The following is a 12,782-nucleotide window of genomic DNA, read 5'->3' as shown; positions in this document are numbered from 1 at the left end:
CCGTAGGCCGCATTAAATCGAAAAGACTCTACGGTCTCACGTCTCTCGTTTGACGTCTCACGTCCTTAATCAACAGAACCCAATAAAATCCGCAAGCCTGCCGAAAGCATAAACGGTAGCGGAACGTTGCGCTGATTGTGTAAATAAGGCGAGGGATTGCTTGATGCCGGCAACCAGGAACGAACATCGGCAAAAAGGTAAATGTTCCCCGCAAGACTTCTTTCGGCGCCGAGGCCCACGTCAAACGTAAGCTTGCGCACGGTACCCGAACCGCTTGCCGTTGCAAGGCTGTATTGCGTTGTATCTACATTCGTGGAAAAAGTATTGCTGACGGTGGCAAACAAAAAACCAAAGCCCGCAAGTCCGTAAACATTTACGCTATTGTCATTGGAATAACTGCCTTTGAAATAATGTTTCCATCCAATTGAAAAATGCCGATATGCCAGTCGTCCCGTGGCTACAAGAGCTATTTGTTGTGGTGACAGGAGCGGCGACTTTGCGGTAGCGATAAAATCGTTTTTGAACTTTCCTTCGGTGTAATATTCCACCCACGCGTAAGCGCTTTGCGTGGGTGAAAAATGAGCGGACAGGTGAATTGTATGACCGACGGCATTGAACTGTTGCCGCGGGCTAAAGTTGTGCAACAGCGAAACACCGGTAGCAGCGCTAAAGTTTTCCTGTGCAGAAGCAAAGAGACAAAGGTTAAGGCTAAGACTGAAGAAGAGGAAGCGTTTCATCATCCGTTCAAAAGTAGTTCAGGCAATAAAGAAAAAGCCACTCCATGTTTGAAGGACTGGCTTTTCGGTTTTGAAAAGAATTTTAGGTAACTATGTACGAGTTGGGCAAGGCGGGGTAAAAATTATATGATTATGCCTCTTTCTTTTAAAATCCCTTCGACAACTTTCCTTGCCCAACTACTTACATGACCTTCTTTTAATCGTTCAAGAAGTTGTTCGGTAGTCTGCTTTTGTAAGCGTTCTTTTATTGCCTGCTTTTCTTCAAAATCTCGCTCCCTTTTACTCATTTCTTTTTTTTTCCTGTTTAGGATTAAATGTCAAGTTATGATATTCATGTTTTGTCCCAAGTCGTATATAGTTACTCAATTTTATTGTTTGCGCAAGGTTAGTTCCTTGATGATGTTTTGTGCGCCGCCCACTTTGTCAATCACCCACAACACATAGCGAATGTCAACGTTGATGGTGCGGTTTAAATCTTTGTCGAAAGCCAGCTTGTGACTCAGGGCTTCGTAATTGCCGTCAAAGGCAAGGCCAATGAGTTCGCCCTTGCCGTTCATCACCGGCGAGCCGGAGTTGCCGCCCGTAATGTCGTTAGTGGTAATGAAGCAAGTCACCAGGTCATTGTACTTCGCATCCTTGTATTGGCCAAAGTCTTTTGCCTTTAATTTTTCCACGGCGTCTTTTGGCAAATCAAATTCGTAATCACCCGGCTTGTATTTTTCCAATACGCCTTTTGATGTGGTCACGTAATCGTAATACACGGCATCGCGGGGTTTGTAGCCGGCCACTTTGCCGTAGCTCACCCGCATGGTAAACGTCGCATCCGGATACATGATCTTCTTTGGATTTTCTTCCATCACGCCTTTCAAATAAAGCCTTGCCCATTCGTTGTTTTTGGTTTCAAACTGCTGGTAAAGCGGGTAGTATTTGCTTTGGTAGTTTTTCCAAAAGGCAGAAGCCAGGTTATAAGCCAGGTCTTGCTGCAACGTGTTTGCATCCGGGTTGCGCACAAAAGCGTTCCACTTCTGGTCATCAAGCAACATGGTTTCCCGGAAAACAGCTTCTGCATATTTCTGGTAAGTAGATGCTTTGTCCAGGCTCCCGTACTCGTTGCGCAGCGCCTCGTAAAAACCAACCGGCCGTTGGTCTTTTGGAATGTCGTTGTAAAACATTTGCAGTACCGCCGCCACAATGTTTTGGTCCGATGGCTTGTTCTCGGCTTTGATAAAATCCTGTCGCGCAGCCCCGGCATCGTCCAGTGCTTGTTTAACCTCGGCTTGCGTGCTTCCGGTTTTCACAAGACTGGTTTCCAGTTTTTGCAGTGAAGCGGCAAACTGCAAAAGCGGTGAACCCAGCAAGGGACGCGAAGCCAGGCCTTCGTTAATGTACATACGTTGCATGGCATAAGGCCGCCAGGCATCGTAAGCATTTTTCAGGTCTTTAAAAATATTGGCGTATTCGGGTTTCGATGTAGCCCATTTTTGAAAGGCTTCTTCTTCTTTGCGTTTTTGCCCGAAGACATCGTATTTGTAAAGTTCTTCGGTTTCGCCTTTGTAAAATTTCCAGTAGTTGGCAATGGAAGCGTAGCTGGAAGCAAGCTGCAGTTTAATGGCAGGGTCTTTCTTCATTTCGTCCATCATGTACTTCATGCGCACGTGGCGAAGCTTGACCAATGAAGGATTGTTGATGTCGGTAGAAAGCTGAATGCCGTAAGACGATTCGTACCGGTTGGTGCTTCCGGGATAGCCGAAGATCATGGAAAAATCGCCTTCTCTTACGCCTTTCAACGAAACGGGTAAATACCATTTTGGTTTCAACGGAATGTTGGCGGCACTGTATTTCGTAGGCTTGCCGTCTTTTGTTGCGTACACCCGAAACACCGAAAAATCACACGTGTGGCGCGGCCATTCCCAGTTGTCGGTATCGCCGCCAAATTTGCCAAAGGCTTCCGGCGGTGCGCCCACCAAACGAATGTCGGTGTAGCGCTGGTAAACAAAAGCAAGGAACTGGTTGCCTTTAAACAGCGGGCTTACTTTCGTTTCAATGCTTTGCGCCGCATCGCTCATGCGGTCATTGATGGCCTGGATGATTTGTGTTTGTCTTGCCGCTCGTTCAGCACCGGTAAGATTTTTCAACGAGTCCATCACCAGCTTTGTTACGTCATCAATGCGCAATAAAAATTGCACGGAAAGCTGCGAGGGAATTTCTTCACCCGTGTTTTTGGCATAGAAGCCGTCGTGCAGGTAGTTGTGTTCCACCGTGCTGGCTTTGGCAATGGCATCGTAGCCGCAGTGGTGGTTGGTAAAGATGAGACCCTGGTTGCTCACGATCTCACCGGTGCAGCCACTACCAAAAATCAGGATGGCGTCTTTCACCGAAGGTTGGTTGATGGAATAAAGTTGTTCTTTGGTAAGCTTGAGGCCTTTTTTCACCATGTCGTTGTACACTTGCTGTCCCAACAATAGCGGCAGCCACATGCCTTCGTCGGCCGCGGCGCGGAATGCAAAGGATACAAATAAAAGAAATGCAATCGTTGTTCTTTTCATAGACTAATTTTTGTGCGGGCAAATGTAATGAGTGATGAATTATGGGTTATGAATGATGAGTGTGACCATTTACTACGCAGCAGCGTTGCACAGTACAGCGTTGCGTTTTTAAGAACAACGACTTAGCAAGGATTATTCGATTACCGCTCTTTCACCGGTATGCATTGCCCGGTAAATAGCCTGCAAAATTTTTACGTCTTGTCTTCCTTCTTCACCCGAAACCGGCGAAGGTTTTCCTTCTTTGACGCACAAGGCAAAATCATCCATCTGCAAAGCCTGTTGATTTACCTGCGCAAAATCCATCTTGCCTTCGGCTGTTCTTCCTTCAATGCCTGCGTAAGAATAAGCCGGTGAAAGTTCGAGCCAGCCTCGTTCGGCTTCTACAAGCAATCGGTTTTGTTTTTCCGAGTAAGAGCTTGTGCATTTGGCCACAATGCCGTCCGGCATTTCCATTTGCCAGGTAATGGATTCTTCGATGCCGTTAAATTTCTCGGGGTGGTGCTTAAAGCCTTCTTGTGCTGTAACGGCAACAGGCTCCAGGCCTGTAAGGTAGCGGGCAGCCTGCACACAGTAAATGCCCACATCCATAAGCGGGCCGCCGCCGGCCAATGCTTTTTTCAAACGCCAGCCTGTTGCCTCGCTCAGGCCGTGTTCGGCTTCAATCCACTTTACATCGCCAAAAACTTTTTGTTGGCCGATGCGCATCGCTTCTTTGTTGTGCGGCTCAAAGTGTAAACGGTACCCGACGGAAAGCATCTTGCCCGCTTCTTTGCAGGCGGCAATCATGCGGTCGCATTCCTCCACAGTTACGGCCATTGGCTTTTCGCAAATGACATGCTTTCCTGCTTGTGCTGCACGAACAACGTATTCCGCGTGCAGTGCGTTGGGAAGAACCACATAAACGATGTCAACGTTTGAATCCTCTTTGATTCTGTCAAACGTTTCGTAAGTGTAACAAGCGTTTGCAGGCAGATTGTATTTTGTTTTCCATTGCGCGGCTTTGTCGCTGCTTCCGGTTACGATGCCGGCCAGGTAACAATGCTTCGTCTGTTGCAAGGCCGGTGCTAACTGCCCTTCGCTGTACGATCCAAGACCTACCAGTGCAATGCCTAATTTCCCGTCTTTCATTGTGCCAGTGGTGTAAAAAGATGTGCCACCAACAATTGCTTAGGGCGAGCACAACCTTTGTCTTGTTTATCTTGGCAAGTATATTGTTTAAGCAATGCACAGGTAGCCTTATTGCATCATTTAAAAAAAATCTGTGTATGAAAAAGCTATTGTCAATTGTTACGCTTGCATTGGGATTAACGCTGGCTTCGGGAAGCGTCAACGAAGCGGCGGCACAAAAAAAATGGAGTCACAAGAAGAAGGACGCGGTAATTGGCGGCGCAGCGGGTGCAGCCACGGGCGCTATCGTTAGCCACAAAAAAGGAAAGGGTGCGTTAATTGGCGGTGCGGTTGGCGCCGGTGCGGGTTATCTGGTTGGGCGTCATAAAGACAAGAAGAAAAAATCATAAACAAACGCGGCAAGCAGCCTGGTTTATTTACGAAGCCCGAAAGAAATTTCGGGTTTTTTGTTTGCCAAAAGAAAGTTTTGCCTTGCAAAACAAACGATGTTGTTTGCTCGTTAACCGATGAAGTAAAACCGTTAACCTAATGTTGACGTTTATAAAGTAAACGAGGGTCACATTTGTAGTCTAAACCGCAGACAAATCCAAACACAATGACAGACCGGTCTTACACCTCTACCAATGAAATTGAAAAGGCAAGAGCGTTATGGGAAAAAGGTGTGCTGGTAGCGCAGCGCACGGGTGATTTTTACAAAATGCAACTTTACCAGTTGCACGATATTTATCTCGAAGTGGTGTGGCACACGCATTTTAACGTGGTGGTGAAAGTGACCCGCTTTAGCGATACCGAAAAACTTGAACCTTACCTGAACGATATTTCCATTGAAGAACTGTTCGCCTGATTGATTCGCAACCCTTAGAAAAGAAGAAATTATTCCCGCCACAGTGCGGGTTTCTTTTGCGCCGTCTTTTCTATCGCCGGTTATTTTTGTCCGTACATGAAAACATGGGCGCAGGATCTTTACGAATTTTATTCATCGCTGAAGCCAAAGCAGCGGTTGCCCAACAATGTACAGTGGCTCTATCCACAACGCAGCGAAGAAGTGATGAACGTTGTACAAAAATTCCTGCAGAAATATTTTAGCGACAACAATCAGCGAACACTTTTTCTCGGCATCAACCCGGGCCGTTTTGGTGCAGGAATAACCGGCGTAAACTTTACCGCCGCCAAACAACTCACCGATGACTGCGGCATTGAAAACCCGTTTGGAAAAGGCTCGGAACTTTCGGCTGAATTTATTTACGCCATGATTAAGGCCTACGGCGGACCAAAGGATTTTTACAGCAGGTTCTTCATTGGTTCCGTTTGCCCGCTGGGCTTTGTAAAAGAAGGCAAGAACATTAATTATTACGACGACAAAGACCTGCAAAAAGCCGTTGAACCTTTCATCGTTCAAAGCATCGAAAAGCAACTTTCTTTTCCCGTTGTCCGCAGCCGCTGCCTTTGCATTGGCGGCGAAAAAAACTTCCGTTTTCTCTCCAAACTAAACGAGACGCACAAGTGGTTTGGCAAAATCATTCCGCTGCCGCATCCGCGTTTCATTATGCAGTACCGGCGCAAGCAGGTGCAACCGTTCATCCAATTGTATTTGGACGCGATGAAAAAGAAATAATACATTTGTCTCTCTTCAATTAACGTCTATGCGCTTCTAATCTGCCAACGGGCAAAAACTACTGCAAGGCCAACGGCTTTTCTTCTTTTTATTTATCCAAAATCAAATCCCATGTCGCAGATTACGACGCAACATAAACTTATACGTGCCTTTCATCTTTTCGGCAAAGCGGTAAAAGGCGAGGAGCAGAACTACACCACGGGCTCTTTGCGTAAGGCCATCTTCTTGCTTGCCGTCCCCATGATTATCGAAATGGGAATGGAAAGCATTTTTGCTTTAGTTGATTTATTTTTTGTGGGACGGCTGGGCAAACACGCTGTATCTACCGTGGGCTTAACCGAATCGGTTCTCACACTTATTTACTCTATTGCCGTTGGTTTAAGTATGGCCGCAACGGCTACCGTCGCACGGCGCATCGGCGCAAAAGACAAGGAAGGTGCAGCCTCCGCCGCAATGCAAAGCATCTGGCTGGGCATTGCCTTGATTCTTGTGTTGAGCGCTGCGGGTATTTATTTTTCTGAAGACATCCTGCAACTTATGGGCGCCGAAGAGCAAACGGTAAAGATCGGTGTGCCTTATACCCGCATCATGATGGGCAGCAGCACGGCCATCATGCTTCTGTTTTTAATCAACGGAATTTTTCGCGGTGCGGGTGATGCTTCCATTGCAATGCGAAGTCTTGCAATCGCCAACGGTTGCAACGTGATCTTGTGCCCGCTGCTCATTAACGGCCTTGGTCCAATACCGGCATTCGGCATTACCGGTGCAGCTATGGCAACGGCCATTGGACGAAGCATTGGCGTAGTGTACCAGCTTTCTCGTTTGTTCAACGGCAAGAGTGTGGTGCAATTAACCAAAGCATCGTTAAAGGCTGAGTGGGCTGTAATGAAATCATTGGTGAACGTCGCCTGGCCCGCAACTTTTCAGTTCATCATTGCTTCGTGCAGTTGGATTTTTCTTGCGCAACTCGTGGCACAAACCGGTCACAGCGAAGCCTCCGCGGGTTATCAAACGGCCATTCGCATTTTATTGTTCTTTCTCATGCCGGCCTGGGGCATTAGCAATGCCGCGGCGACTTTAGTTGGGCAAAGTCTCGGTGCCAAAGAACCCGAAAGAGCCGAACAAGCAGTGATGCAAACGGCGAAGTACAACGCGGTGTTCATGCTTTTCATTTCGGCCTTATTTCTTTTGCTGGCCGATAATATCATCGGCTTTTTCCCGGTGCGCGGCGATGTTCACGACATTGCGGTAAGAGCACTGCGCATCATGAGTTGCGGTTATGTTTTTTACGGCGTGGGCATGGGTGCTCGTCAATGCGTTTAACGGCGCCGGTGATACCAAAACACCAACGGTGATCAACGTGTTTTGCTTCTGGCTGTTTCAAATACCGCTGGCATATCTGCTGGCAAAATATTTTGCCTTTGGGCCAACGGGTGTGTTCATTGCAGTGCCCGTTGCCGAAACAGTTATCACTGCTACCGCTTTTGTTTTATTTAAAAAAGGAAGATGGAAGCTGGTGAAAATCTGAAGTCGGATATTGGGCGTCAGCGGTCGGAAGGTTTTATCTGATCTCCGACTTCCGGCTCCTGACTTCCTATCTTTATCTAAATGAACAATACGTCCATTGACAACAACCTGCTGAAGCAAATCTTCTTCATTGCGGTCATTATTTTTTTGGGTGTTGTTCTGTTTAGCCAACTACAAACCTTTTTACCGGCTTTTTTAGGCGCTGTTACTTTTTATGTGCTCATGCGCAAACGCATGTTTCATTTGGTAGAGAAGAAAAAGTGGAAGGCTGGCGCTGCGGCCTGGGTGTTGATGTTGCTCTCATTTTTTGTGATCCTTGTTCCGGTGGGATTGCTGGGCAACATTCTTTATTCAAAGATCAGCTTTGTTGTTGCGCATTCCGATGAATTGATTGACTCACTAAAAATTGCCGCGGAAAAGATCAGCGACAAGATTGGCTACAAACTGATTGACCCGAACAACATGAACAAGCTGGCTAATTTTTTGGCGCAGCTACTGCCAAAGATATTGGGCGTAACCTTTGACACACTTACGCAGGTTGCCAGCATGTATTTCATTTTGTATTTCATGCTGGTGAACGGCCGCTGCATGGAGAAAGCTTTGTACGAATACATTCCTTTGAAAGATAACAACGTGGTGCGCCTGGCAACCGAAATGCACACACTGATTGTTTCCAGTGCCATCGGCATTCCGCTGATTGCATTTGTGCAAGGCATCGCGGGTTTAATCGGTTATCTTATCATTGGGATTAACGAGCCCTGGCTTTGGTTTGTGGCTACCACCATCGCGGCCATTATGCCCGTAGTTGGCGCAGCCGTTATTTACGTGCCGCTAACGATTATGCTGTTGGTACAAGGGCACACCGGCAAGGGAATTATCATGGCCATTTGGGGTTTCGGCGTCATTGGTTTAATTGACAACGTTTTTCGTCTTTTGGTCAACAAGAAGCTGGGTGATATTCATCCGCTTATTACCATCTTCGGCGTCATCATTGGCGTGCAGCTTTTTGGTTTTATCGGCCTCATCTTTGGCCCTATTTTGATTGCGCTTTTTCTTCTTTTGCTGCGCATTTATTCGTCGGAGTTCATTGTAAAAAAGCGGGAAATAAAGCCGTAAGATAACGGCCACTTTTTAACGTACATACACGTGGCTTTAACGAAAAACATACACTTTGTCCAAGCAGTTCTGCGTAATTTTGTTCTGCTGCTGAAATAAGTCAACAGATTGTTTGCAAGTGCATTACGCAGACAATACTTTCACACCCGCAGCGTTATCCAACATTAACGAAAAACCTAAGAGCCAGTGAAAAAGTTTTTTTTGCCAACATCCATCTTGTGCCTGCTTACTTTGTTCTTTGCCCTGTCTTCCTTTAAAGCAAAAAGTAACAAGGTCGCTTACAAGAACGCAGCCGTAAAAAACGTTAGTGCTGAAGATTTGACAAGTGCAGAAGCCGTTTCTAACAAGCTGTACGACAGCTTGAAACTTAACGAGCTCGGCTTGTCGAAAGAAGTACTGCAAATGGCTTACAAAGGACAGCAGCAATTGCTGAACAATGGCGTGCTGAACAACGATGCAGTAGTTGCCATTGCTGATTTTAGTCAGCCTTCCAGCCAGAAGCGTTTGTACATCATTGACACAAAAAATTACCGTGTGCTTTTTAATACCTACGTTGCACACGGCAGAAATTCAGGACTTACATACGCAGAGCGTTTTTCCAACCGCCCTGAATCATTGGAAAGCAGCCTCGGCTTTTACGTAACAAAGAATACGTATTTCGGCAAGCACGGTTTGTCGTTGAAATTAGAAGGCCTGGAAAAAGGATTTAACGACAACGCTGAGGCAAGAGCCATCGTACTTCACGGCGCTGAATACATTGGAACCAGCCGCGCCGATGCTGCTTACATGGGTCGTAGCTTTGGCTGTCCCGCCGTACCGCAGGCACAAAGCGAAACGGTAATAAACCTTTTGAAGAACGGCACTTGTTTGTTTCTCTATCATCCAACAGAACAGTACCTGCACGGATCGAAAATATTGAACGGCTGATTTTGGACGCAAACAAGGATGGATGAACAAAGCCCACCGTACCCTATGGTTGGGCTTTTGTTTTTTTAGCGTCACAAGCGAAATGTACTTCAGTTTGCTTTAGTGCACGAAGCGAAAACTTTCTTAGCCTTTCTTTATTTCATCCTTATTTCCATTTTGCTGCCCGGCCAACTTCCAAATAACTCTTCTATTTTTTTATAGCGGTAGGAAAAAATCTTTTCCAGCTCTTTTTTTACCACCAGGCTATTGGCAAGCGTGCCGATTAAGCCAAACGGCAAGCGGTAATGCACAAGGTCGGTCATCTCCACACCGCCTTCTATCGCTTTAAAATGATGTTGGTGATGCCAGAGTTTGTAGGGGCCTTTGCGCTGCTCGTCCACAAAATATTGTAACGGCTCTACGTGTGTAATCTCTGTCATCCACGAAAGCGGAATACGAAGTAAGGGTTTTACAGTATACGTCATCACCTGACCAGCATAAACCGTGGCGCCGTACACTTCGTTGGTGACTTTTAAATTCAGTTGCGGCGGCGTAACGGTCAATAAATTTTTCGCGTCAGAAAAAAATTGCCAGACTTCTTCCAGCTTGGCCGGAACGTTCTGCCGGCTATACAAGCGATAAATTTTACTCATAATTTTCAAAACAGTTTACGAACGGAATTGTTGTAAGAAACTCCAACGCCAAACACCAAACCCGAAACCTCAAACACTTATCTTCGCACCGCCAAGAAAAAATCTATGCTTCCAAAATACAAACGCATTCTTCTCAAACTTTCCGGTGAATCTTTGATGGGCGACAAAAGCTTTGGCTTTGACACCGGTGTAATTAATCAATACGCACAAGACATTAAAGCCGTAACAGAACTTGGCGTGCAAGTGGCCATCGTAATCGGTGGCGGCAATATTTACCGCGGCATGAACGAAGCCGAAACCGGCATCGAGCGGGCACACGGCGATTACATGGGCATGTTGGCCACCGTTATCAACGGCATGGCCTTGCAAGCTGGTCTGGAAAAGATTGGCGTTTACACCCGTTTGCAAAGCGCCATTAAAATGGAACAAATTGCCGAGCCTTACATCCGCCGGCGCGCCATCCGTCACGTGGAGAAAGGCCGCGTGGTTATCTTCGGTGCGGGAACAGGCAATCCTTATTTCACCACCGATACGGCGGGCTCGCTTCGTGCCATTGAAATCAAGGCTGATGTAATTATGAAAGGCACAAGGGTAGACGGCATTTACAGCGCCGACCCGGAAAAAGACCCGAATGCCACCAAATACGGAAAGATCACTTACCAGGAATGCATTACGCAAAAGCTGAACGTAATGGACATGACGGCTTTTACCTTGTGTATGGAAAACAATCTTCCCATTGTCGTGTTTGACATGAACAAGCCGGGCAACCTGCTCCGGGTGGTCACCGGCGAAAAAGTCGGCACACTTGTGAAGGCCTGATCGTAGAAATCCGATTTTCTTCTTTGCAAAAAAGTCTTAGCTTGTCGGCCAATCATTTTTTTCACGCTAACTGCATGTACCTGCTGGCCACACCGTTTACCTTTTTGGAAATAGCTGTTTTTGGCATTGCCGTTATTGCCTTTCTGCTGGCAGTGCGCTTTTTTATCGCCAGTCAAAAAAGACTGGAAGGCTTGTTTCCCGAACGCAGAAAAAAAGAAACGCATTTCAACATCGGCATTGACCGCGACGGATTTATTGTGCCTACCGGCAAGCCCCGCAAGGGTTTTTCCGAAAGAGAAGAAAGACGCAACACCGAAACAAAGCAGGAGATAAAAGAACTGCGCGACATGGTGCAGTTGCAACAACTGGAATTGACCCGCGCCTTGCGACAACTTGAATCACTGAACGACAGCAGGGAAGGCGGCTTGTTTAAAAACGAAGATGATTTTGAAGAGGATGACTACGACAAGGGCCGCGATGCCGAAGATGATTTTTTAGTGGAAGAACTGCGCAGCCAGTTGGCCAGAAAAGAGTCTGAAATAAGAGAGCTGCGGCAGCAGGCAGAGCTGAACCAAAAATTGCAAATGCACTTTGAAGAAGTGCAATCGGGCTACGAAGAATTGCAGCACAAAGTGCAGAAAATGGAACAGCAAGCCTGGCAATCTGCTGAGCTAAGCATAAAGATTGACGGCCTTGAGCAAGCAACGGAGCAACTGGAAAAAACGCTCCACAAAAAAGAAGAAAAGGTACGCGAACTCTCCGCGGAAAACGGCCGCCTGCACGAACTGTTGAACAACACCGAAGACAAGCTTTCAGAAGCCAACCTGCAACGCCAGCAACTCATAAAAAAAGTACAGTTTCTTGAGGAAATCAACAGCGACATTCAGCAAATGAGCGAAGCAAACCGCAAATTAAAAACAGAGCTTCGCCGCGTGGCGGAACTGGAAAGTATGCTGAATTTAATTACCGAAGAAAGAGATGCGTTGTTGAAAAGAAGGAGGGTTTGAGAATGTTGATCGTTTGTGGTTGGCAGTTGTTCGTCGTCCGCGTCAATTGTGTTGCTTTACGGTCAACGAACAACAAGCAACGGCCAACGGCTTACTCTTCCCTGATCCAAATTCTCACCTCGTGCGGTGCTACTTCATCGCCACCGAAATAGGGATACAATTGATAACCTTTCCCCTTTTCCGTTGTGCTTAAACGCGGCATGGTTTCAACATTATCGTTCAGCGTAAATACGTATTGCCCGCCAGTCACTTTAATGGAGCAATGCGCTTCTTCGCCAATGTTTATTGTGCCCAATTCTTTCGAATCCCGCACGCTGTTATTATAGGTATAAGCGAACAAGCGCAAAGCGCCGTCGTTCCAGCGCCAGCCAAAGCGGGCACTGAACTGTTGGTGCAAAGCGCCGTTGTCGGCAAAGCCGTAAAGCTTGTTGATGTCGTATTGGTTTTCGGGATCGGCGGTTTGATAAATGGCCGAACTGTCAAACTTCACCACAAATTTTAACTCAGAAATTTCCACCGCTTTTATTGAATTATCGGTTGCGTAATGTTCTCCCTGGTGGATAAAGTATTCTTTGAACGAAGCAGTTTGTGTAACGGAGGCCGATGAGTTCTGCGGTATGTTTTCTTTGTGGCAACCACAAGCAAAAAGGAGCAGCAAGGCTGCAAGCACGAGGTTCTTTTTCACAGGATAAAAGGATTTGGAGCGCCAAAATAAAATACCGCAACAA

The 12,782-nt window shown here is 46.7% G+C and carries 15 protein-coding genes; 9 read left to right on the top strand and 6 right to left on the bottom strand.

Features of this window, described 5'->3' with window-relative positions; translation table 11 throughout:
- Positions 1-65 precede the first annotated feature (65 nt).
- The 4 genes from FSB75_RS13955 to FSB75_RS13945 all read right to left on the bottom strand — a co-directional run bounded on the left by FSB75_RS13955 (position 66) and on the right by FSB75_RS13945 (position 4,411).
- Positions 66-740 carry a hypothetical protein gene (locus FSB75_RS13955; protein ID WP_146788722.1) on the bottom strand — a complete coding sequence of 225 codons (675 nt, stop codon included), beginning with the start codon at positions 738-740 and terminating at the stop codon, positions 66-68.
- Between the two features lie 119 nt (positions 741-859).
- Positions 860-1,024: a hypothetical protein gene (locus tag FSB75_RS21840; RefSeq protein WP_172623150.1), complete on the bottom strand. Its 165-nt coding sequence runs from the start codon at positions 1,022-1,024 to the stop codon at positions 860-862.
- Positions 1,025-1,105: 81 nt separating this feature from the next.
- On the bottom strand, positions 1,106-3,283 hold the full coding sequence (locus FSB75_RS13950) for a S46 family peptidase (RefSeq protein ID WP_146788719.1): 2,178 nt from the start codon (positions 3,281-3,283) through the stop codon (positions 1,106-1,108).
- 132 nt (positions 3,284-3,415) lie between these two features.
- Positions 3,416-4,411, bottom strand: a complete 996-nt coding sequence (locus FSB75_RS13945; protein ID WP_146788716.1) for a Gfo/Idh/MocA family protein — start codon at positions 4,409-4,411, stop codon at positions 3,416-3,418.
- Positions 4,412-4,548: 137 nt separating this feature from the next.
- On the opposite strand from FSB75_RS13945, the gene FSB75_RS13940 reads away from it, so the two are divergent.
- The 7 genes from FSB75_RS13940 (at position 4,549) to FSB75_RS13915 (ending at position 9,596) form a co-directional block, all read left to right on the top strand.
- Positions 4,549-4,800: a YMGG-like glycine zipper-containing protein gene (locus FSB75_RS13940; protein WP_227990587.1), complete on the top strand. Its 252-nt coding sequence runs from the start codon at positions 4,549-4,551 to the stop codon at positions 4,798-4,800.
- A 206-nt stretch (positions 4,801-5,006) separates the two neighbouring features.
- Positions 5,007-5,255, top strand: a complete 249-nt coding sequence (locus tag FSB75_RS13935) for a hypothetical protein (RefSeq protein ID WP_146788710.1) — start codon at positions 5,007-5,009, stop codon at positions 5,253-5,255.
- Between the two features lie 96 nt (positions 5,256-5,351).
- Positions 5,352-6,026 carry a uracil-DNA glycosylase family protein gene (locus FSB75_RS13930; protein WP_146788708.1) on the top strand — a complete coding sequence of 225 codons (675 nt, stop codon included), beginning with the start codon at positions 5,352-5,354 and terminating at the stop codon, positions 6,024-6,026.
- Positions 6,027-6,137: 111 nt separating this feature from the next.
- Positions 6,138-7,349, top strand: coding sequence for an MATE family efflux transporter (locus FSB75_RS13925; protein WP_262711929.1), 1,212 nt, complete (start codon positions 6,138-6,140; stop codon positions 7,347-7,349).
- The gene (locus FSB75_RS22240) at positions 7,306-7,554 is read left to right on the top strand and encodes an MATE family efflux transporter (RefSeq protein WP_262711928.1); all 249 of its coding nucleotides are present in this window, start codon (positions 7,306-7,308) and stop codon (positions 7,552-7,554) included. The genes FSB75_RS13925 and FSB75_RS22240 overlap by 44 nt, the downstream gene beginning before the upstream one ends.
- 80 nt (positions 7,555-7,634) lie before the next feature.
- Positions 7,635-8,669 (top strand): AI-2E family transporter, encoded by a 1,035-nt coding sequence (locus FSB75_RS13920; RefSeq protein WP_146788705.1) that lies wholly within the window; start codon positions 7,635-7,637, stop codon positions 8,667-8,669.
- Positions 8,670-8,855: 186 nt separating this feature from the next.
- Complete coding sequence (locus tag FSB75_RS13915; protein WP_146788702.1) at positions 8,856-9,596, top strand: murein L,D-transpeptidase catalytic domain family protein; 741 nt, start codon at positions 8,856-8,858, stop codon at positions 9,594-9,596.
- Between the two features lie 134 nt (positions 9,597-9,730).
- On the opposite strand, the gene FSB75_RS13910 is transcribed toward FSB75_RS13915, so the two are convergent.
- Positions 9,731-10,228, bottom strand: a complete 498-nt coding sequence (locus FSB75_RS13910) for an SRPBCC family protein (RefSeq protein ID WP_146788699.1) — start codon at positions 10,226-10,228, stop codon at positions 9,731-9,733.
- A gap of 105 nt (positions 10,229-10,333) precedes the next feature.
- Between FSB75_RS13910 and pyrH the strand changes: the two genes are divergently transcribed.
- Positions 10,334-11,047 carry a UMP kinase gene (pyrH, locus tag FSB75_RS13905; RefSeq protein WP_146788696.1) on the top strand — a complete coding sequence of 238 codons (714 nt, stop codon included), beginning with the start codon at positions 10,334-10,336 and terminating at the stop codon, positions 11,045-11,047.
- A 23-nt stretch (positions 11,048-11,070) separates the two neighbouring features.
- A complete protein-coding gene (locus tag FSB75_RS13900; protein WP_146788693.1) occupies positions 11,071-12,054 on the top strand; it encodes a coiled-coil domain-containing protein in 984 nt (327 codons plus the stop codon).
- A gap of 91 nt (positions 12,055-12,145) precedes the next feature.
- Here the strand turns inward: FSB75_RS13900 and FSB75_RS13895 are convergent, their stop codons facing one another.
- Positions 12,146-12,739: a hypothetical protein gene (locus FSB75_RS13895; protein WP_146788690.1), complete on the bottom strand. Its 594-nt coding sequence runs from the start codon at positions 12,737-12,739 to the stop codon at positions 12,146-12,148.
- Positions 12,740-12,782 lie beyond the last annotated feature (43 nt).

This window comes from Flavisolibacter ginsenosidimutans, assembly GCF_007970805.1.
Taxonomy (GTDB): domain Bacteria; phylum Bacteroidota; class Bacteroidia; order Chitinophagales; family Chitinophagaceae; genus Flavisolibacter; species Flavisolibacter ginsenosidimutans.
Note: the sequence above shows the minus strand (reverse complement) of the source record. Positions and strands in the feature narration are given on the sequence as shown.